At 70.4% G+C, this 20,727-nt stretch carries 17 protein-coding genes and 1 tRNA gene; 13 read left to right on the top strand and 5 right to left on the bottom strand.

Annotated features, from left to right (window positions below; all coding sequences use genetic code 11):
• Nucleotides 1–11 precede the first annotated feature (11 nt).
• From DEU37_RS12860 to DEU37_RS12850, 3 genes are read left to right on the top strand one after another with little or no spacing between them, the layout of a single operon-like run.
• Nucleotides 12–1,142 carry a branched-chain amino acid aminotransferase gene (locus DEU37_RS12860; RefSeq protein ID WP_121191030.1) on the top strand — a complete coding sequence of 377 codons (1,131 nt, stop codon included), beginning with the start codon at nucleotides 12–14 and terminating at the stop codon, nucleotides 1,140–1,142.
• Nucleotides 1,139–1,906 carry a fumarylacetoacetate hydrolase family protein gene (locus DEU37_RS12855; RefSeq protein WP_121191029.1) on the top strand — a complete coding sequence of 256 codons (768 nt, stop codon included), beginning with the start codon at nucleotides 1,139–1,141 and terminating at the stop codon, nucleotides 1,904–1,906. Before DEU37_RS12860 ends, DEU37_RS12855 begins: the two co-directional genes overlap by 4 nt.
• A 17-nt stretch (nucleotides 1,907–1,923) precedes the next feature.
• The gene (locus DEU37_RS12850; protein ID WP_121191065.1) at nucleotides 1,924–3,138 is read left to right on the top strand and encodes an MFS transporter; all 1,215 of its coding nucleotides are present in this window, start codon (nucleotides 1,924–1,926) and stop codon (nucleotides 3,136–3,138) included.
• Between the two features lie 357 nt (nucleotides 3,139–3,495).
• On the opposite strand, the gene DEU37_RS12845 is transcribed toward DEU37_RS12850, so the two are convergent.
• A complete protein-coding gene (locus DEU37_RS12845) occupies nucleotides 3,496–4,557 on the bottom strand; it encodes an aminotransferase class V-fold PLP-dependent enzyme (protein ID WP_121191028.1) in 1,062 nt (353 codons plus the stop codon).
• A gap of 48 nt (nucleotides 4,558–4,605) precedes the next feature.
• Between DEU37_RS12845 and DEU37_RS12840 the strand changes: the two genes are divergently transcribed.
• The gene (locus DEU37_RS12840; protein WP_121191027.1) at nucleotides 4,606–5,568 is read left to right on the top strand and encodes a LysR family transcriptional regulator; all 963 of its coding nucleotides are present in this window, start codon (nucleotides 4,606–4,608) and stop codon (nucleotides 5,566–5,568) included.
• A gap of 96 nt (nucleotides 5,569–5,664) precedes the next feature.
• Nucleotides 5,665–7,179 carry a glutamate--tRNA ligase gene (gltX, locus tag DEU37_RS12835; RefSeq protein WP_121191026.1) on the top strand — a complete coding sequence of 505 codons (1,515 nt, stop codon included), beginning with the start codon at nucleotides 5,665–5,667 and terminating at the stop codon, nucleotides 7,177–7,179.
• An 18-nt stretch (nucleotides 7,180–7,197) separates the two neighbouring features.
• On the opposite strand, the gene DEU37_RS15160 is transcribed toward gltX, so the two are convergent.
• A complete protein-coding gene (locus DEU37_RS15160) occupies nucleotides 7,198–9,291 on the bottom strand; it encodes a glycosyltransferase family 39 protein (RefSeq protein WP_310790704.1) in 2,094 nt (697 codons plus the stop codon).
• Between the two features lie 134 nt (nucleotides 9,292–9,425).
• Between DEU37_RS15160 and DEU37_RS12825 the strand changes: the two genes are divergently transcribed.
• The 6 genes from DEU37_RS12825 to DEU37_RS12800 all read left to right on the top strand — a co-directional run bounded on the left by DEU37_RS12825 (nucleotide 9,426) and on the right by DEU37_RS12800 (nucleotide 14,214).
• A tRNA-Gln gene (locus tag DEU37_RS12825) sits at nucleotides 9,426–9,497 on the top strand.
• A gap of 124 nt (nucleotides 9,498–9,621) precedes the next feature.
• Nucleotides 9,622–10,251: a TetR/AcrR family transcriptional regulator gene (locus DEU37_RS12820; protein WP_121191024.1), complete on the top strand. Its 630-nt coding sequence runs from the start codon at nucleotides 9,622–9,624 to the stop codon at nucleotides 10,249–10,251.
• On the top strand, nucleotides 10,248–10,889 hold the full coding sequence (locus DEU37_RS12815; protein ID WP_121191023.1) for a zinc ribbon domain-containing protein: 642 nt from the start codon (nucleotides 10,248–10,250) through the stop codon (nucleotides 10,887–10,889). The genes DEU37_RS12820 and DEU37_RS12815 overlap by 4 nt, the downstream gene beginning before the upstream one ends.
• A gap of 39 nt (nucleotides 10,890–10,928) precedes the next feature.
• Complete coding sequence (locus tag DEU37_RS12810) at nucleotides 10,929–11,156, top strand: hypothetical protein (protein ID WP_121191022.1); 228 nt, start codon at nucleotides 10,929–10,931, stop codon at nucleotides 11,154–11,156.
• A 41-nt stretch (nucleotides 11,157–11,197) separates the two neighbouring features.
• Entirely contained in the window at nucleotides 11,198–12,211 is a 1,014-nt protein-coding gene (locus tag DEU37_RS12805) for an aldo/keto reductase (protein ID WP_121191021.1), read from the top strand.
• 74 nt (nucleotides 12,212–12,285) lie between these two features.
• Nucleotides 12,286–14,214, top strand: a complete 1,929-nt coding sequence (locus tag DEU37_RS12800) for a glycosyltransferase family 39 protein (protein WP_121191020.1) — start codon at nucleotides 12,286–12,288, stop codon at nucleotides 14,212–14,214.
• Here the strand turns inward: DEU37_RS12800 and DEU37_RS12795 are convergent.
• Both DEU37_RS12795 and DEU37_RS12790 read right to left on the bottom strand, forming a co-directional pair.
• Nucleotides 14,199–14,912, bottom strand: a complete 714-nt coding sequence (locus tag DEU37_RS12795) for a HEAT repeat domain-containing protein (protein ID WP_121191019.1) — start codon at nucleotides 14,910–14,912, stop codon at nucleotides 14,199–14,201. The two genes, DEU37_RS12800 and DEU37_RS12795, sit on opposite strands and share 16 nt — an antisense overlap.
• A 74-nt stretch (nucleotides 14,913–14,986) precedes the next feature.
• On the bottom strand, nucleotides 14,987–16,648 hold the full coding sequence (locus DEU37_RS12790; protein WP_121191018.1) for a serine hydrolase: 1,662 nt from the start codon (nucleotides 16,646–16,648) through the stop codon (nucleotides 14,987–14,989).
• Between the two features lie 135 nt (nucleotides 16,649–16,783).
• Here DEU37_RS12790 and DEU37_RS12785 point away from each other — a divergent pair, with 135 nt between their 5' ends.
• Together DEU37_RS12785 and DEU37_RS12780 are read left to right on the top strand one after the other, a co-directional pair.
• A complete protein-coding gene (locus DEU37_RS12785; protein WP_121191017.1) occupies nucleotides 16,784–18,511 on the top strand; it encodes a sensor histidine kinase in 1,728 nt (575 codons plus the stop codon).
• Nucleotides 18,502–19,182: a response regulator transcription factor gene (locus DEU37_RS12780; RefSeq protein WP_121191016.1), complete on the top strand. Its 681-nt coding sequence runs from the start codon at nucleotides 18,502–18,504 to the stop codon at nucleotides 19,180–19,182. Before DEU37_RS12785 ends, DEU37_RS12780 begins: the two co-directional genes overlap by 10 nt.
• Before the next feature lies 1 nt (nucleotide 19,183).
• Here the strand turns inward: DEU37_RS12780 and DEU37_RS12775 are convergent, their stop codons facing one another.
• The gene (locus DEU37_RS12775) at nucleotides 19,184–20,719 is read right to left on the bottom strand and encodes a bifunctional phosphatase PAP2/diacylglycerol kinase family protein (RefSeq protein ID WP_121191064.1); all 1,536 of its coding nucleotides are present in this window, start codon (nucleotides 20,717–20,719) and stop codon (nucleotides 19,184–19,186) included.
• Nucleotides 20,720–20,727 lie beyond the last annotated feature (8 nt).

The raw sequence follows: 20,727 nt of genomic DNA, 5'->3' as shown, positions 1-20,727 counted from the left end.
CAGGACACGACATGAGCCTCATCTACGAACCCGACGCCGGACTTGCCCCTCTGGAGTTCGCGGTCACCCGCAACCTCGCCGCGAAGTCGGCGGCGGAACGCGAGCAGCTGCTCGCCGACCCCGCCTTCGGCACGACCTTCACCGACCACATGGTCGACATCTGCTGGTCGGTGCGCGGCGGATGGCACCGCCCGCGCGTGCAGCCCTACGGCCCGCTCTCGCTCGACCCCGCCGCGGCGGTGTTGCACTACGGGCAGGAGATCTTCGAGGGCATCAAGGCCTACCGTCACGCCGACGGCTCGGTCTGGACCTTCCGACCCGATCAGAACGGCCGTCGCCTGCAGCGCAGCGCACGGCGTCTGGCGCTTCCCGAGCTGCCGGTGGAGTACTTCGTCGAGTCACTCAAGGCTCTCATCGCCGTCGACGGCCTGTGGGTGCCCTCCGGCGCCGACCAGAGCCTGTACCTGCGCCCGTTCATGTTCGCCAAGGAGGCGTTCCTGGGCGTGCGTCCGGCGAACAAGGTCGGCTACTACGTGATCGCCTCGCCGGTGGGCGCGTACTTCAAGGGCGGCGCGAAGCCGGTGTCGATCTGGCTCAGCGAGGACTACGCACGCGCGGGCAAGGGGGGCACGGGTGCGGCGAAGACGGGTGGGAACTACGCCGCGAGTCTGCTGCCGCAGGCGGAGGCCTACGAGCAGGGCTGCGACCAGGTCGTCTTCCTCGACCAGGACCGCAACGTGGAAGAGCTCGGCGGCATGAACGTCGTGTTCGTCTACAAGGACGGCACGATCGTCACGCCGCAGTCGGACTCGATCCTCGAGGGCATCACCCGTGACTCGATCCTGCAGCTGGCCGCCGACCGCGGTCACAAGATCGAGGGTCGCGCGGTGTCGATCGACGAGTGGCGTTCGGGCGTGGCCTCCGGCGACATCGTCGAGGTGTTCGCGTGCGGCACCGCCGCTGTGGTCGCTCCGATCGGTGTGCTGAAGGGGCGCGACTTCGTCGACGAGCAGCCTCTCGGCCCGCTCGCACAGTCGCTGCGCGACGAGCTCACCGACATCCAGTACGGGCGCCGCGAAGACACGCACGGCTGGCTCGTGCGCCTCGACGCGCCGAAGAGCGACGCGGAGCCGGCGGCGTGAGGGTCGTCCGCTTCAGCCACAACGACGCGATCCGCTTCGGAATCGTCGACGAGACCGAGCTGGTCGTCTTGGCCGGAGACCCGCTGTTCGCGGGTTTCGAGACGACGGGGGAGCGTGTGCCCCTCGGCGAGGTCGCGCTGCTCGCACCGGTCATCCCGCGCTCGAAGATCGTGTGCGTCGGCAAGAACTACCGCGACCACGCCGCCGAGATGGGCGGCGAGGCCCCCGCCGCGCCGCTGCTGTTCCTCAAGCCGAACACGGCCGTCATCGGTCCCGGCGACGCGATCGTGCGGCCGCCGCAGTCCGAGCGCACGGACTTCGAGGGCGAGCTTGCGGTCGTCATCGGTCGTGTGGCCAAGAACGTCCCGGCATCCGCGGCGCTGGACTACGTGTTCGGCTACACCATCGGCAACGACGTGACGGCACGCGACCTGCAGAAGTCGGACGGCCAGTGGGCGCGGGCCAAGGGGTTCGACACGTTCTGCCCGCTCGGACCCGCGATCGAGACCGATTTCGATCTGGACGCCGGTGCGCGCATCGTGACGCGGGTCGACGGGGAGGTGCGCCAGGACGGTCCGATCTCCGACATGGTGCATTCCGTGCCGGACATCATCGCGTACGCCTCGGCGGCCTTCACGCTGCTGCCGGGGGATGTGATCCTCACCGGGACACCTGCCGGCATCGGCCCGTTCGAAGCGGGCCAGACCGTCGAGGTCGAGATCACGGGACTCGGAACGCTCCGCAACACCGCGCGAAACGCGTGACCGACGCGGCGCCGGCGATGGATGCTGCCGCGGTCGCGAGGATCCAGCGGCGCACCGTCACCGTCCTCGCCGCCGGACAGGTGCTGGGCGGCATCGCGTTCGGCGCGACGGTCTCGCTCGGCGCGCTGCTGGCGGCGGATCTGTCGGGCAACGAGGCGCTGTCGGGGTTGGCGACGGCATCCGTGACCTTGGGTGCTGCCCTGTGCGCCATCCCGCTCGCGCGCCTGGCGGGGCGGCGGGGGCGGCGGGTGGCCCTGACGCTCGGCAACCTCTTGGCGCTGATCGGCATCGCGGTCGTGATCGGCGCCGCGGCCTCGCGCAGCTTTCCACTGCTGATCGTGGGCGTGGTGCTCATCGGCGCCGGCAACGCGGGAAACTTGCAGTCGCGCTTCGCTGCGACGGACCTGGCGCCGGCTGCGCGCCGCGGGCGCGCCCTCGGCACCGTCGTCTGGGCGACGACCGTCGGCGGTGTACTGGGCCCGCTGCTCCTGACGCCCGGAGAGGTCGTCGGCGCCGCGCTGCGGATGCCGCCGCTCACCGGCTCCTATGCGTTCTCGATCGTGGCGCAGCTGATCGCTTTCGCGCTCTACCTCGCGGCACTGCGGCCCGACCCGCTGCTGCTGGCACAGCGTCTGGCGCGCAGCGGCGATGCGCAGCGGGAGCACATCGACGATCTCGACCGGCCGGTGGCCGCGCGCTACGCGATCTTCGCGGTGGCGGGATCGCACGTGGTGATGGCGTCGGTGATGGCGATGACGCCGATCCATCTGGCGCACCTGGCGCCCGAGCACGTCACCCTCGTGGTCGGCACCACGATCGCGCTGCATGTGTTCGGCATGTACGGATTGTCACCGTTGTTCGGCGTGCTAGCTGACCGATGGGGCCGCATCACGACGATCCTGCTGGGTCAGGCGGTGCTGGCGGCATCCCTGATCGTGGCGGCGACCATGCCCGATTCGCAGTGGGCGGTGCTGGTCGCGCTGTTCCTCCTCGGCGCGGGGTGGAGCGCCGCGACGGTGTCGGGTGCCGCTTTGCTCACCGAGAGTTCCCCGACGCGTCTCCGGCCGCGGCGACAGGGCCTGAGCGACACGATCATGACCTTCAGCGCAGCCGTCGGCGCCGTGCTCGCCGGCGTCGTCCTGAGCCAGATCGGCTACGGCGGGCTGGCGATGGTCGCCCTGGTGCTGGTCGTCGCGGTCACGGTGCTCTCCCCTTACGCGCGCCGCGGCTGACCCGCCCGGGGTGCCGCGGTTGCGGCGTCGTTGGGGCGGCTTGCGACGCGGGGCATGCCGAGGAGATGGCGGATGCCGAGGACGATCTGACACGGAGCGGTCCTCTGATCCCGACATCTCCGCGGAATCGGCGTCCTGTGCACGCCCAGCGCAGCGCGCACGCCCAGCGCGTCCAGCCGATGCCGGCGCCGACTCCCGTGCCGGCTGGTCCCGCTTGCGTGCCGTACTCAGTCTGCGCGGTGGCGGCGGGTCTCGGCATCCGCGTGATTCCGCGGGTCCAGCCGATCGGTCCTCGCGCGCAGACTGAATACGGCACGTCTACGCCGTGCGGCGGGGGAGAGAGCCGTCGCTCGGGGGTCAGCGGCCGAGGGCGGTGACGGCTCGCTCGACGTCGTCGTCGTCGTTGAACACGTGGAACGCGACGCGGGCGCGTCCGTTGCGTCCGGATGCCGTGATGCCGGCGGCCTGAAGGCGAGCGAGGTCGGCGCCGTCGGGGTCGACCCAGGTGACGATCGCCGTGGCTGTCTCGGGGTCGTCGAGTCCGGTTTGCGAACGGAACGACGCGGCGAGACCCGTGACATGCGCGTGCACCTGTTGCATGTCGACCCGTGCGAATGCGCGCAGCGCGGGCTCGGCGCCGACGAAGGCCTGCCACGCGGGGGAGACATCGAAGCGGCGAGCGGATGCGGCGAGTTCGGCATCGGCGCCGTAGCACGACGACCACGGGTCCTCCCCGGCGTACCACCCTGCCTGAACGGGCGTGAGGGAACGGGCATAGTCCGCGCTGAGCGCCATGAAGGCCACGCCGCGCGGGCAGCACAGCCACTTGTAGGCGTGGCAGAGCAGGGCGTCGACGCGCGCGGCGTCGACCGGCATCCATCCGACGGCCTGCGTCGCATCGCACACGACGCGCGCACCGACCGCGCCGGCGGCGTCACAGACGGCATCGAGATCGGCGACGTGGCCGCACGCCGACTGCACGAGCGAGAAGGCGACGAGGTCGATGTCGTCCGAGATCGCGTCGGCCAATTGCGACAGCGGCGCGGTGCGAATCCGGATGCCGCGACCGGCGTGCACGAAGGGGAGGACCAACGACGAGAACTCGTGCTCGGGCACGAGCACCGTCGCCTCGGCAGGCAATGCTGCGATCAGCAGAGACAGCTGCACCGACGTCTGCGAGCCGATCGCGACGCTCGCGGCGTCGACGCCCACCAATGATGCGAATGATGCTCGCGATGCCTCGACCGCGCGGCTGTACCCGGCGATATCGGGGTGCCCCGCGAGATCGGCGGTGACGGCGCGACGGGTGGCGCGCATCGGCAGCCCCGCCGTGCACGCGGCGAGGTAGCCCGCCGCCGTGCCGAACTCGGCACGAAGCGCGGTGAGGGTGTCGGCGGGTGCGGCGAGGGCAGTGACCATGTCTCCAGCCTGCCGCCGAGCCATGCATAGATCTACGGCAGGTATTGGATGAAAAACATGCCGTGGGATGATGAATGGATGAATGACAGGACCCCGGAGTTCGACGTGCAGAGCCTGCGGACCGTGCGGGCCATCGCCGACACCGGCTCCATCACAGCCGCTGCGGCCTCCCTGGGATACAGCCAGCCCGCGATCAGTCAGCATCTGCGCCGGTTGGAGGCTCGTCTGGGTGTCGCGATCGTCGAGAGGGTCGGGCGGGGCGTGCGGCTGACCGAGGCAGGGCGGGTGCTCGCCCGCCACGCGCCGGCCGTCACGCATGCGTTCGACGCGGTCGCGGAAGAACTCGCCGAGCTGAGGGGATTGCGCACCGGCGTCGTTCGTCTGGTCGCCTTCCCTTCGGCATCGCCCGTGCTGGTGCCGCGGTTGCTCGCGTCGCTTGCGGCATCCCACCCTGGTCTCACGCTCACCTATGTCGAGGCGGAGCCCCCGGAGGCGGTGGAGGCGATTCGCGAGGATCGTGCCGACATCGCGCTGACGTTCAGCTACCCCGGGGACCGCGACGATCCGCACGGGTCGAGCGCGCGCGGACTGACGGTGCGCAGTGCCGGGCGTGACGATCTGCTGCTCGTGCTGCCGGCAGGTCACGCCGGCGTCGAGAGCGTCTCCGAGCTGGCTGAGCAGACGTGGATCGCGGGGTGTCCGCGCTGCCGCGGGCACCTCTTGGAACTGTGCGATCGAGCGGGGTTCGATCCGCGCATCGGGTTCGAGACCGACAACGCCGTCGCCGTCGAAGGCCTCGTCGCGCAGGGCCTCGGTGTGGCGACGCTTCCGCGTATGGCGGTGGACTCTTTCCCGACCCTGCCCGGTGTGCAGACGTCGCCGCTCCCGTCGGCGGAGGCGCGCGGCCTGCACATCGTCACGGCGCGCGACGCCGAGCGCGTGCCGTCGGTCAGCACGGTTCTCGCTGTGCTGGGTCGCGAACTGGCAACGGTCGCGGGCGCACGCTCGTAATGCGGGCCCGGGAGGTGACGTCTTGTGGCACCGCGCGGTCGTCGTCACCCGACGGTGACCACAGGGTCACGTCGCCCGCGGCCTAGACTGGGATGGATGTCTGCCGCGATCCATCCCCGAACCACCACCGCCACCGGAACCGACGTCCGTGTGCGGTTCTGCCCTTCGCCGACGGGTCTGCCGCACGTCGGCATGGTCCGCACCGCGCTCTACAACTGGGCCTACGCGCGGCACACCGGCGGCAAGCTGATCTTCCGTGTCGAAGACACCGACGCCGCACGTGACAGCGAAGAGAGCTACCGGCAGCTGGTCGACGCGCTCACCTGGTTGAAGATCGACTGGGACGAGGGTGTCGAGAAGGGCGGCCCGCACGAGCCGTACCGCCAGTCGCAGCGCCGCGAGATCTACGCCGGAGTTCTCGAGACGCTGATCGCCTCAGGCGCCGTCTACGAGTCGTACTCGACGGCGGAGGAGATCGACGCCCGCAACGAGTCCGCCGGTCGTGCCAAGCAGCTCGGTTACGACAACTTCGACCGTGAGCTCACCGAGGAGCAGAAGGCCGCCTTCCGCGCCGAGGGGCGCGAGCCCGCGTGGCGTCTGCGCGTGCCCGACGAAGACCTCACCTACGTCGACCTGATCCGCGGCGAGGTCACCTTTCCGGCCGGCTCCTTCCCCGACTTCGTCGTCGTCCGCGCCGGGGGACAGGCGCTCTACACCTTCACGAACCCGGTCGACGACGCACTCATGGGCATCACCCACGTGATCCGCGGCGAAGACCTCATGCCCTCCACCGCGCGTCAGCTCGCGCTCTACGGAGCGCTCATCGACGCCGGCGTCACCGACTTCATGCCCCGATTCGGTCACATGCCCCTGGTCCTCGGCGAGACGGGCAACAAGAAGCTCTCCAAGCGCGACCCGCAGGCCGACCTGTTCCTGCACCGTGAGCGTGGCTTCATCCACGAGGGCCTGCTGAACTACCTCGCGCTGCTCGGCTGGTCGATCGCGGCGGATCGCGATGTGTTCTCCCTCGACGAGTTCGTCGCCGCGTTCGACATCGTCGACGTGAACCCCAATCCCGCCCGCTTCGACCAGAAGAAGGCCGAGTCGATCAACGGCGACCATATCCGCATGCTGGATGCCGAGGACTTCGCCGACCGCCTCGTGCCGTATCTGCACGCCGCCGGCCTGATCGAGAACCCCCCGACGGCGGCTCAGCAGACCACCCTTGACGTCTCCGCACCTCTCGTGCAGGAGCGTATGCAGCTGCTCGGCGAGGCTCCGGGGCTGCTGGGCTTCCTGTTCCGTGATGACATCGCCTACGAGGACGATGCGCTGAAGGGTCTGCCGGCCAATGCGGGGGAGGTGCTCGTGGCATCCGTGGGAGCACTCGAGCTGGTGCCCGAGCACGACTTCACCGCCGCGGCGGTGCAGGACGCGCTGTCGGAGGCACTGATCGACGGTCTCGGGCTGAAGCCGCGGATCGCCTACGGCCCCCTCCGGGTCGCTGTCAGTGGACGACGCGTGTCCCCGCCCCTGTTCGAGTCGATGGAGCTGCTGGGCAAGGCAGAGTCGGTGCGTCGCCTCGGCGCGCTGGTTCAGCACCTCGGCTGAGCCGGGAGCCGCGGCGCATCAGGCGCCGCAGGAGTAGAGGCCCGAAATCGGTGCGTCGATGACTTCGGTGCAGTTCGCCACGACCCACGTGCGGATCTGACCGGCCGCGGTGCTCGCGCTGTCGGTGCCGCCGAGCCCGCCCGACGGCCCTCCGCTGCCTCCGAATCCGCCAAAGCCACCGCCGTTGCCTGCGATCACGTATCGCAGTGCCCCGTCGGCTACGAGCGTCTGGAACGTCGCGAGCGTGGGGGCCGGATCGCGCTCGTCGAAGCCGCCGATGGGGAGGAACGAGCCGCCGTCCGAGGCGAGGATCAGCGACGCCGCGCTCTGCGCGCCGAAGGTCGCCGCCAGGTACGCGGTGCCCTGCTGGTGCTCCTTCAACCAGGCGACGGTGCCGACGGCAGGCGTTTGCACCCCGCTCGGCGAACCCGTGAAGCCGCCGGAGCCCCGGGTGAGCGCACCGCCGCCGTTCGCACGCCCGCGCGTGCCGGCGTCGGAGGGTCCGCTCTCGCCGGTAGATCGAGAGAACCCGTCGCCGCGATGGCCCGCGCCGAACGGCGCCGAGCCGCCGCCGGTGCCGGACGCGCCGGGCGCGCCGCTGCCCGACGATCCCGGGGCGCCGCTATGCGCACCGGCTCCGAAGCCCCCGGCGCCGCCGATACCGGACACGCTGGCCACTCCCGCGGCCGTCGGGTTCGTCGAGTTGGGTGACCACATCGTCACGACGGCCCAGCTCGTCGGCGTCAGCAGCAGGGCGATCACGCCGATCACGGCGGTCAGTCGCCGTGCGTGTGCGCGGCGGTGCTCCATGACGACGGCGATGACGGCGGCGACCGCGATGAGAGCCTGTACCACCGCGACCGGCAGCGAGAACGCGGCTCCTGGATTCGATGCGACGCTCAGGCTGATGATCAGCGCCGTCGTCGCCGCCACTGCCGGCAGCGCGATCTGCGCCCACAAGACGCGACGTCGCCGGGCCTTGGCGAACGCGGCGCCGATCAGCAGCGCCATGGGGATGGCCATCGACGCCGTGTAGAACTGGTGCATGCCGGCGACAAGCGAGAACATCGCGGCGAACGTGACGAACCACACGGCTGCGAACACCAGCAGTGGCAGGCGCAAGCGCAGTGCGACGAGGATCACGATCGCGAGGACCGCGGTTGGGATCATCCAGCCGATCTGATCGGCGAGTGAGCTGTTCAGCAGTCGGACGGCCGACGGGTTCCCCGAGAACGGGGGAGTGAACGAGCGGTACGCCGTCGTGTCGGCGGTCGTGTCGCCGAACCTGCCGAGTCCGTTGTAGCCGAAGACCATCTCCCACGGGTTGTTCGTCAGCGTGCTGCCGACGTAAGGACGGTCGGATGCCGGCACGAGCGAGACGGCGATGATCCAGCTCAGTGAGAGCACCAGACTGAGCGTTCCGGACACGGCGAGGTGCCACACGCGGCGCCACCACCGCTGCCGCGTGCACAGGTAGGCAGCGGCGAGCGCGGGCCAGACGGCCCATGCCTCGAGCATGTAGGTCTGGAATCCTGCCGCGATGAACACGCCCGCAAGCATCAGCCATCCGAAGCTGGCCCGGCGTAGCGCATGTGTCGCCGCCCACGCCGTCAGAGCGAGCGCGAGCACGAAGAACGTCTCCGGCTGGTTGGAGCGCGCCACCGCGACCAGGATGGGAGTCGTGGCGACGACCGCGCCGGCGACCAGCCCGGCGGTCACCCCCGCCCAGCGCCGAGCGGTGATCGCAGTGACCACGGCGGCAGTGGCGGCAGCCAGCGCGTTGGGGATGATGACCGCGGCAGGAGAGAAGCCGAAGATGCGGACGACGAGCGCGGGGATCCAGAACGATCCGGGGATCTTGTCGAGAGTGACGGTGCCGGCGGGGTCGAAAGAGCCGAAGAAGAAGTTCGGCCAGCTACGGCTCATCGACAGCGCGATGGACGCGTAGTAATCCGACATCGAGCCGCCGACGCCCCAGGTCGTCAGCACGGCCGCGAACACGCCCAGGGTGAGGAGCGACCAGTGCCAGGGCGTGCCGAACCGTCGCCGGGCTGTCGCCTGGGCGCGGGCGGACGGGAACGGAGCGGCGGACGAAGCGGGGAGTGCGGTCACAACGGTCACGGTAGGACCGCTTCACCTGCGGCGTTGTTGTGCCAGCTATGAGACTGCTCGGATGGCGCTCGGTTTGGACTCGGTCGCGGCGTGGGCTAAGCTAGACCCTCGGTACGACTTCGGTCGTCACCCCCTGGGGTATGGTGTAATTGGCAACACGGCTGATTCTGGTTCAGTTGTTCTTGGTTCGAGTCCAGGTACCCCAGCAAGACAGATTGCCCCGGAAATCCGCATCACGGCGGATCACCGGGGCTCTTGCTTTTTCAGTCGGAGACCGCTCGGCGTTCATGTTATCGTGCGATAACACGCCCGCTCCGAGAGGAATCCTGGATGTCGACCGGCCGACGCCCGCCCGCGCGCAACGAGGAACTCCTCGATGCCTCCGTTCGGGCGTTCGCGCCGCGTGGCTACTTCGGCACATCGACGGCAGAGGTAGCAAAGGCCATGGGCGTTTCGCAGCCCTACGTCATCCGCACTTTCGGATCAAAACGAGAGCTGTTCCTCCGCACGCACGCGCATGCTGCGGCAGCGATCGTCACGGCATTCCGATCCGCGTCGCGCGGACGCGCCGGCGAGGAGGGGTTCGACGCCGAGGAGGGGTTCGACTCCGAGCGCGTCGGCGCCGCCTATCGCGATCTCGTGCGCGCTCAGCCTGAAGCGGTGTTGGTGTGGGCTCACGCCTTCTCCGCTGCCACCGCGGAGCCCGCCATCGGTGACGAGTCCCGCCGGATGTTCCAGGAGGTCTACCGCGTGCTGCGCGAGCTGGGGGCCTCCGACGCGGAGATGTGGGCGTTCATGGCGCGCGGCATGCTCATCAACACGCTCCTGCTCATGCAGGCCCCTCGGTTCGCCGCTGACTACGACTTCGCCCCTCTCGTCGATCTGGTCTTCAGCTCGGCATCCGCTCCCGTCCCCTCCGACGCCGAGACGCGTCCGACACGAACAGGAACCCACACGTGACCGAGCTCGTCCCCTTCACCGACAACTTCAACGATCTGTCCAACGCCGACGGCTATCAGTTCGAGTTCCGCTGTGAACGCTGCGGCAATGGCTACCGCTCGGCCTTCCGCCGTGATCCGCGTGCGGCCGGCCAGAAGCTTGCAAGGGGACTGGGCAACCTGTTCGGAGGGTCCCTGTACGAGATCAGCTCAATGGCCGACCGCCTGCTCGACCGCGGCACGAACTCGCCCGCGAAAGACGAGGCGCTGCGCGCCGCGACGGCAGAGATCGCGCCGAGGTTTCACCAGTGCCGGGCGTGCAGCGACTGGGTGTGCGGCGACGTCTGCTGGAACGATTCCGTCGGCCAATGCGTGCGGTGCTCGCCGATCGCCACGGAAGAGCTGGCGCAACTGCAGGCCGAGGCGCGCCGCCGGCAGGTGCAGGAACGACTGGAGACCGTCGACCTCGTCGGAGCAACGGATCTGAAGACTCAGGCTCAGCCGCGCTGCGGCGCGTGCGGTGCGCAGTCGCGTGGAGGCAAGTTCTGCGGCGAGTGCGGGTCACCACTGGCCGTCGTCACCACGTGCCGCGGCTGCGGCACCGACAACGCGGCCGGCGCCAAGTTCTGCGCGGAATGCGGGACCTCGCTCGCGGGCTGACCCGTCGCGCGCGGCCGGACCGCTCTCTAGGCTGACCACATGACTGAGCCCACGCAGGACCAACTCGACGCCTCCGACAAGGTCGAGAAGCGCACGATCGGCGGCGAGATCCGGTACTACCTCAAAGACATCGCGGCGCATTGGCCGACCGTCGTCGAGCAGCACCCGGATGCCGCGGGGCACGAGGCCTGGTGGACGGCGGACGGGAAGTTCCACGCGACGCACGAGCAGCTGCGCCGCGATGCGATGATCGGCGGGATCGTCTGACGCCGCCTCGGCGGGCGCGTCCTCGCAGATAGGCTCGACGCATGCCTCCCGCACGCTCCTCCCTCCCGCATCGCGCACTCGGCCACACCGGCCGCGACGTGTCCGTGATCGGTCTGGGCACGTGGCAGCTGGGCGCCGATTGGGGCGATGTCTCCGACGAAGACGCGGCGGCGGTGCTCGCGGCATCCGTCGACGCCGGCGTCACCCTCTTCGACACCGCAGACGTCTACGGGGACGGGCGCTCGGAGCAGATCATCGGCCGCTTCCTCGCGGCGCACCCCGGTCACGGAATCACGGTCGCGACGAAGATGGGCCGTCGGCAGGAGCAGCGCGCCGAGAACTACACGGCGGCCAACTTCCAGGTGTGGACGGACCGCTCTCGCCGCAACCTCGGCGTCGAGACACTCGACCTCGTTCAGCTGCACTGCCCGCCGACGGCCGTTCTCGACGACGAGCGCACCTTCGATGCCCTCGACGGTCTCGTCGATGCCGGAGCCATCGCGGCATACGGGGCATCGGTCGAGACGGTCGCCCAAGGCCTGCGTGTCCTCGGTCGACCCGGGCTGGCGAACGTGCAGATCATCATCAACCCGTTCCGCCTGAAGCCGCTGGACGAGTTCCTGCCCGCCGCGGCCGCCGCGGGCGTGGCGGTCTTCGCCCGCGTGCCGCTGGCGAGCGGTCTGCTGTCGGGCCGTTACACCACCGCCACGACCTTCTCCGCCGCCGATCACCGCTCATACAACCGCGAGGGCCAGGCGTTCGACAAGGGAGAGACGTTCTCGGGGGTCGATTTCGAGACCGGCTTGGCGGCCGCGACGGAGCTGTCCGCGGTGCTTCCGGACGGCGTGAGCCTCCCGGCGGCCACACTCGCGTGGATCGTGGCGCAGCCCGGTGTGACCGCGGTGATCCCCGGAGCGCGCACCCCGGCACAGGCCACGGCGAACGCCGCCGCAGCGTCGGCCTTGGACGATCCAGAGGCGTACGCCGCTTTCGATGCGGCCGTGCACGAGGTCTACGATCGCCGCCTGCGCGCAGCCATCCACCCTCAGTGGTGAGAGGCCCTCATAGGCTTCCCTCAGCCCCCGCCGAGCGGGCGCCGAAGCGCCGCGCCTAGCGTCGGCCCGTGCCGATGACACCCGCCCTCCCGCGGTGGTGGCGCGAGCCCTGGTGGGCGCGCGTCACCCTTGCCGCAATCCTGGTCGCTTTCACCGTCCTCACGGCGTGGAATCTGGCCCGCGGCGGCGACTTCTCTTTCTACGAAGCATCCGCGCGTTCGATGTCGCAGTCCTGGCAGGCACTGCTGTTCGGTGCTTTCGATCCCGCCGCCACGGTCACCCTCGACAAACTGAGCGGCTTCGCCGTCCCGCAGGCGTTGAGCGTTCGCCTGTTCGGCATGTCGACCTCCGCGCTGGCGCTCCCGCAGGTGATCGAGGGATTGGTCACGGTGTTCGCCTGCGCGCTGATCGGCTTGCGGTGGCGCGGTCGTGCGGTCGGGCTCATGGCGGCGGCGGCCGCGGCATCCACGCCGATCTTCGTCTCGATGTTCGGTCATCCCATGGAAGACGGACTCCTCACGATGTCGCTCGCCGTGGCGGTGCTGTGGTGGCAGCGCGCCGTGCTGACGAAGCGGTGGTGGCCGCTGTTGTGGGCAGGGCTGTTCATCGGCGTCGGCTTCCAGGCGAAGATGATGCAGGCCTGGTTCGTGCTCCCCGCCCTGCTCATCGGAACGCTGATCGCCGTCGGCGGCCGCTGGCCGCAGCGCCTGGCTCGAGTCGGTGCGCTGCTCGGGAGCGCGATGCTGGCCTCGCTGTCATGGATGCTGATGATGCAGCTCGTTCCCGCAGCGTCGCGTCCGTTCGTCGACGGCTCGACCGACAACAACGTCTTCGCGATGGTCTTCGGCTACAACGGCATCGATCGTCTCTTCCCGAACGCGATCGACGGTGCCGTCCGCAGCGGCGGCGGGACGGAAACGGCGTCCGGCGCCGCAGCGGCGGTGACGAAACTGATCGATCCGCTGTATCTCGGGCAGATCGGGTGGCTGTACCCGGCTGCGCTGTTCGGTGTCGGGCTGGGTGTGTGGTCGCTGGTGCGGACGTGGCGCGGTCGGAGAAGACCTCGGCCCGTGTCGCCGGCGACGGCGATGTTCGTCGTCCTGGTCGTGTGGCTGGTCACGGGTGCCGCGATCCTCTCGGCGGCACGCATGCCCCACACGGCATATCTGTCGGCGATCGGGGTGCAGCTGGCGTTGCTCGCGGCCTTCGCGGTCGATGAGGCGGTTCGGCTCCGCCGTGCACCGGGCCGGGCCGGACGGCTCGTCCTGCCGATGCTGACCGTGGTCCAGCTCTCGTGGTGCGTGCTGCTGGCCGTCGTGACGGGGATGCCTCGTCCCCTGTGGATCGCGATGATCGCCGTCACTGCGGGAATGTGCGCGCTCGTTGTCGCGAGTGCTCTGCGGACACCGTGGCGCCGACGGCTCGGCCGCACGATCGCCCTCGCCGCGGCGGTCGCGATTCTGGCAGGACCCGCGCTCTTCGCCGTGCAGGTGGTGGATGCCGCGCGCGACGGCAGCGGGGGAGACGCGTACGTCGGAGTGAAGCACGGCGACCCGCGCGCCGCCGTGGCGGCCTCGTTCCGGCCGTCACCACCGCAGGTCTGGGGCGGTGCGCCGGGGATCACGCCGCCGCTGGTGGAGCTCGTTGCCGCCGCCCGTGCGGCGGGAGGAGGGCGCGATGGCGCGCCGCTGTTCCTGACGGACTCGTGGAGCATCGCGGCCCCGGTCATCGACGCGACCGGCGATGAGGTGCTCACCGATGGCGGCTACTCCGGTCAGGCGGTCGTCTTCACCGCGGCCGAGATCACCGCGAAGATCCGCGCCGGGGTGCACCTGATCGTCGTCAGGGATCACGCCCCCAAAGGCGATCAGGTCGCCAACGCCGTGCGCGCCGCGTCTTGTCGGACGCTGCACACCTGGCCATCCGCACCGGCCGGCTCCCACACGAAGTCGACCTCGTCCGGCGGCGGAGCGGGCGGGTTCACGCTCTACTCCTGCTCCTGATGCGGCATGTCCGCCTCCAGAGAGAACAGGCGCTTCTTGCGGCGGTTCTCACGAATGATCCAGGCGACGTCGGGGTCATCGCTGGACAGCGCGTGAAACGCGCGGAGTCCGGGGGTCGGGTCCGCGGCCACGGCGACACTCCAGGCATAGCCCAAACACTGGCGGAGAGTCCGCACGTCGGGGTCCCGTCGCCGTGGGGCGGGGAGCGCGCGGAGTGTGTCGGTGGCCTGCCTGCAGATCTCCACGGCGCGCGCGGCGGCGGATGACGATCGCAGCAGACGTGGCTCGCAGATCGCCGCGACCGCTGCGCGTCGGACGAGCGGGCTCGCCGCCGTCGCCCACGCGGCGACGAGATCCGCCATCGCCGCGGGGTCGACGTCGCCCCAGAGCTGAAGGCCGATCACGACGCCTTCGCGCACACGCCACCGCGGATCCTGTGCGAGGCGACGCGCTCGCTTCTCGCTGTCGGGCGCGGCCGCATCGCGCCCGATCGCGGCGGCCGCGCACATCGTGGCGAACTCACCGCCCGCGCGCACCAGCGCATCGATCTCCGCCGCTCCGGCGGTCCGCGCGGCCGCGACCACGAGGTCGAGGTTGGCGCGAGGTCCGGGCAGCCCCGACGCGCCCTCCAGCGTGGAGGCCCAGTCGTCGGCGTCGAGACGGCGCAGTCTCGCCGACCAGTCGGTCGTGTTCGCCATGGCGCGAGACTAGCGCGCCACACGACGCGCTCGCGCCGGTCGCCACCGTGTCAATCCCGTGGGCGATGCCGCCCTCAGCGCTGACGCGTGAACACACCCAGGCCCGACGGCTCCGCGATCTGCGGGTAGCGGTTGAGGTAGGTGAGCGTCGCGGTCGTCACCGCACCGCCGGAACGTGCGAACACCACCGAGGACAGCGATCCCGGCAGAGCGTTCTCACCCGTGGGGACGTACGCCATGGTGTCGCCGTTCCACGGCGTGATGTCGAAGGTCGTCGCCCCCGTCGGCCCCAGCGCTCCTCGTAGTCGACCGCCGGCCTCGGTGACCGTGAGCGTGCCGAAATATGCACTGGTATAGGTGCCGACATAGTCCGATGCGGGAGCGGATGCCGCGGCATCCGTCGGCGGGCTCTGGCCGGCGAGGTCGCCCGACGGCGCGTTGAAACCGGCGAAGAAGCCGTGCATCGTGTCGACCCAGTCCCGGGACTGGTGCCCGTACATCACCTCGTCGAGGAAGATCTGCACCACGGCTTCGGGCAGGCCGACCGGTGCACCGTTCGTCAGGACGACGATGCCGAGGTCGAGGTCGGGAACGAGAGTGGCGGCGGTGGCCGCGCCGAGGCCGAACGCGCCGGAATGGCTGAGCGTGACGCGGCCGCCCGCGGCGGATCCGACGTTGATGCCGAACCCGTAATGCCCCGGGCGCTGATCGAGGTCGCCGGCATGGGAGCTGACGATCTGGGCCGAGAGCGCCTGGTTCAGCGGGTCCGAGTTGATGAACGCCGACCCGTCTCGCGAGCCGTCGCTGAGGAGCAGCTGCATCCACGTCGCGAGATCGCGCACGTTCGAGGACACGCCACCCGCGGGAGCTTCCGCGTCGGGGTCGCGATCGAACAGCGGTTGGAAGTCGTCCTCCCCGATGCGGGCGTGCAGCACCGCGTGATTCGGGGCGGCGAGGAAGTCGGCGTGGCTCGTGCTCGTCGAGGTCATTCCCAACGGGCCGAAGAGCAGTTCCTTCGACATCTGCTCCCAGCTCTGGCCCCGGGATGCGGCCACCGCCTCCGCGCCCGTCGTCAAACCGAAGTTCGAGTACTGGTACGTGGTCCGAAACGGTTGCAGGGGGATCTCGCTGAGGTGGGAGAGGATGTAGTTCCGGTCGAAGCCGAGATCCTCCAGATCGTCGCCGCCTCCCGTCGGGATGCCGCTGCGGTGTGCGAAGAAGTCGCCGACGGTGATGTTCTGGGTCACGTAGGGGTCGGCGAGTGCGAGACCCGGCATGAGCGTGTGCGCCGGTGTCGACCAGGTCAGCGACGGATCCTGGGTCATCGCCTTGGCGAGGATGGTGGCGGAGATCGGTTTGGACAGCGACGCGATCTGGAAGACCGTGTCGGCATCGACCTTCGCGCCGGTGGACTCATCGCGAACGCCGAAGCCGTTCGTGTACAGCACCTCGTCGTGGGACACGACCGCCACCGCCAGCCCCGGAACCTCCGACCGGCGCAGGGCCTCGTCGATCTGTGACGGCAGCAGAGTGAGCGCCGCCGTGATCGCCGACGCCCGGTCGGTGGGCAGCGCCACCACATCCTGGTTGGGGCGGGTGCCCGTGTCCACAGCGACGGTCGACGAGGGCGCGGGCCCGGCGCTGCAACTGCTCAGCGCGCAGGCGGCGAGCCCCGCGGCGACGACGATGGCTGTCGCACGCTCGACGCGGCGTCTCATCGTGCCGATCTGTCCCATGAGCTTCCCCCTGCCGTGCGGCGACGATCCGTGTGCGAAGGCGTTCCGCTGGATCGAACCTAGGGGAGAGCGCCGCCGTGAGGCCATGGACCTGGGTCCCGTTCGCGCAGACGTCGCCGGGGGTACGGTCGACGCATGGTGACAGCGCGTACGCGTGGAGTCGAGCCTCGACGCGCCGGGCGAGGACATCGGCGACAGGTCCTGCCTCTCGAGCTCGCGCTGTGGGTCATCGTGGCGTTCGCGGTGATCGTCGGGGTGGTGCAGCTGGCCGCGATCGCGGCGCACCCCGACATGGCTAATGCCCTCGTCGCGTTCACCGTCGTGTTGTGGATCTGGGTGACCGCCGGTGTGCTCGCGTGGTGGCGCCGCCCCGCCAACGGCACCGGACCCCTGATCCTGCTCGGAGCCGTCGCCCTGTGCCTCGGCGGGCTCGGCAACCTTCAGCTGCCGCTGTCCGACGTGGTGTCCGCGTTGTTCGCGACCTCCGTGTTCTCCGTGACGGTTCACCTGTTGCACGCCTTTCCATCCGGCCGACTGCGGGGTCGCCTGTCCGTGGGCGTCGTCATAGCCGGCTACGCAGCGGCGACGGGACTGGACGCGCTGCGCGTGGCCGCTCCGCGCGCCGGGGCGCTGATCAGCGTGGTGCAGCCCGTTCTCGGCGCCCTGGTGATGACGGCGACGGCGGCGATTCTCACGATCCGCCTCGTTATCAGCGACCGTCGGCATCGCCGCATCCTGCTGCCGCTGTCGGCATACGGCATCGTCGCCGTGCTCGGCATCGTCGCGGCGCCCCGGTTGCTGACCGGCACGGCGGCGTCCGTGGTCGGAGTCGTCCAGCTCGCTCTCATGGCCGGGCTGCCGGTGGCCTTCCTCCTCGGCGTCGTGGCCGGGTCGTTCGCTCGAACCACGGCGCTGGAGTCGCTGAGCGCGTGGCTCGCGGTCGGAGGCCCCGACAAGCCGGCCGTCGAGCGGGCGCTGCGAGCCAGCCTGGGCGATGACAGCCTTCGGGTCGTGTACTGGTCGGCGCAGAGTGGAAGCTTCGTGGATGCCGATGGTGTCGCGTTCGCCCCCGCCGTGCCGGCCGGCGGGAGGGCGCACGTGCCGGTGCGCGTCGACGGTCGCCTGGTCGGGGCCATCGACTACGACACCCGCGTCACCGACGATCCTCTGACGGTGAGGCGGGCGGGGGAGATCTTGGCGATCGCGATCGACCGTGAGCGTCTCACCGCAGAGCTCACCCTCTCGAACGAGGAGCTCATCCAGTCTCGGCGCCGGTTGATGGAGGCGGCGTACGCCGAGCGGGCACGCATCGCGCGCGATCTTCATGACGGACTCCAGGTGCAGCTGGTGCTGCTGGCGCTGGAGGCCCAGTCGATGGCCGGCGTCATCGGCGAGGACACCCCCGCGGCCGCGGAGCACTTGCGGGCCGGCATCGACGAGGCGGCGGCGGAGCTGCGCCGGCTCGTGTACAACGTCATGCCGGCGCCGCTGCGCGAGAGGGGGCTGGTGGCCGCGGTCGAGGAACTCGTCGATCGCGCGGAGGTACCGGCGCTGTTGAGTGCCGACGTCGATGAGTCCCGTGTGTCGGCGGCGGCGGCGCACACGGCGTACTTCGTGATCGCGGAGCTGCTCACCAACGCCGTCAAACACGCGGGCGCCACGGCCTTGCGGGTGAGCGTCGCTCTCCGCGAGGACCGCCTGACGGTCGTCGTGGAGGACGACGGCGTGGGTGATGCACGCATCGGTGTCGGTGCGGGTCTGCGCGGTCTGCACGACCGGGTCGCGGCTCTCGAAGGCGCCGTCGAGATCGTGTCGCCGCGCGGCGGTGGCACCCGAGTGGGAGTCGAGCTGCCGTGCGCGTGATCATCGCCGAAGACGAGGTGCTGCTGCGCGAAGGGCTGACGCACGTTCTCGAGAAGGAGGGGTTCAGCGTCATCGGTGCGGTCGGCACCGCGGCGGACTGGGAACAGGCCGTCGACGCGCGCATGCCGGATCTGGCCATCACCGACATCCGGATGCCGCCGAGCCACACCGACGAGGGCCTCGCGGCGGCCGTGCGGGTCCGTCGCGCTCACCCGCAGGTCGGTGTGGTCGTTCTCTCGCAGCACGTGCAGCGCCGGTACGCCACGGAGCTGCTGGGGGCCCAGGCCGGGGGAGTCGGGTACCTGCTGAAGCAGCGCATCGCCGATGTGCGCACGTTCACCGCCGACCTTCGCCGGGTCGCGGCGGGCGGGTCCGCGCTCGACCCGGAGGTCGTCGAGTTGATGCTCGCCCGTGCCGGTCGCTTCGGCGGTGCGGTGGGCGGGCTCACCCCGAGGCAGTTGGAGGTGCTCGCTCTCATGGCACAGGGGCGCAGCAACGCCGGGATCGCGGCAGCCCTGGTGCTGACCGAGAAGGCGATCGTCCAGCACACCTCGAACATCTATGACGCACTGGGCCTTCCCGTGGATGCCGACGACCACCGCCGCGTGCTCGCGGTCGTCCGCTACCTGGATGCGGCGGCCGCCGGCGCTGTGCGCCCTCCCGCAACCTGAGTCAGCGCGCGGACGCGGCGGGCGCGATCACGGTGAGGGAGCGGGCAAGCACGCGCGCGCGGAGATGATCGACCTCTTCGCCCACTTCGCCGTCACGGGCGATGCGATACGGACCGTCGAGCAGTTCCAGGTCGAACTCGGCATCCGAGAACTCCTGATACCGACGGTTGCGCGAGATCCGCCCGGTGAACAAGTCGACGAAGACGCGCGCGCGGGACCCCAGGCGTGAGACGCCCAGCACACGCAGATCCAGTCGCGCGTCGTCGAGGGTGGCGCGGTGCACCGGAGCGAATCCCCGTGGTTCATACCGCCCGTTGCCGAGGAAGAGGAGGCTGAAGCGGGCGTCGACCGTCTCGCCGTCGAGATCGCGCACCCGGATGCGGACCGCGCGGGCGGTGCCCAGGGTCTTTACCGCGGCGACGAGCGCGGCCAGCGGCTTGCCGATGCGGTGTTCGTAGCGTTCCCGGATCGTCACGAAGTCCGTGTACGCGCCGACGCTGGCCGTGTTTACGAAGATCTTGTCGTTGACCTCACCGAGGTCGACCTTGGCCACCGTCCCGGCGCGGATCGCCGCGATCGCCGTCGACAGCGGGTACATGCCGAGGTCCTTGGCGAAGTGGTTGAACGTTCCCGCCGGCAGCACGGCCAGCGGGATGCCCTGTTCGCGGGCGGCGGCCGCGGCCTGCTGGACGGTGCCGTCCCCGCCGGCGACGGCGAGCACCTCGCAGTCGGCTGCCGTCGCGCGGATGCTGGCCGCGTAGTCGTCGTCCGCGCCGAGCTCGACGACCCGCAGGCGGGGGAGGGCGCGCCGCACGGTCGGAAGGATGCGCGCCGCGCGCCCGGATCCGGAGCGCGGGTTGATCACCAGCGCGATTCCTGCGCCGTCGGGCCGGGGCGTGCCGGCGTGCACGGCGAGAGCATCCTGCAGCGGGTCCACGCGCTCGACCGGGACGACGCGGGTCGTCAGCCAGGCGATCGCTTCGCCCAGGGCGAAGCCTGCCGCCACATCGGACGCGTAGTGGGCGCCCGTGGCGACGCGAGAGAACCCGACGAGTCCGGCGAGGGCACGCAGCGGAACGGTCAACGCGGGCATCTCGGCGGATGCGGCGGCGGCGAAGGCCATGGCGCTGGCCGAGTGACCGCTCGGGAACGACGTCGAGTCGGGAATCCGCCGGGCCAGCCGCTGCGCCGGCACCTGTGTGATGGACGGTCGGGGGCGGCGGTGCAGGCGCTTGGAGACCTGGTTCGCGAGCAGACTCGTGAGCCCGATGGCCGCCAGCCCGCGCGCCGCGGCACGCCGGCCGCGTGGGCGGGCGGTGAGTGCGAGCAGACCCGCGATCGCCATCCACAGCACCGAACGGTCGGCGGCACGCGTCAGCGCCGGCATCGTCGCGTCCAGCAACGGGCTGTGCGTGCGCGCCACCGCGGCGAAGGTCGCGACGTCGAGGGCGTCGACCTGCCGCCGCACGTCGCGCCAGCGCCGCGCTGAGCCGCGCTCGGTGCGGGAGCGGCGAGGCGTGGTCGATCGACGTGACATGACGGCTC

Source organism: Microbacterium sp. AG790 (assembly GCF_003634765.1).
In the GTDB taxonomy this organism is placed as follows: domain Bacteria; phylum Actinomycetota; class Actinomycetes; order Actinomycetales; family Microbacteriaceae; genus Microbacterium.
This window is presented reverse-complemented; position numbering and strand designations above follow the sequence as displayed.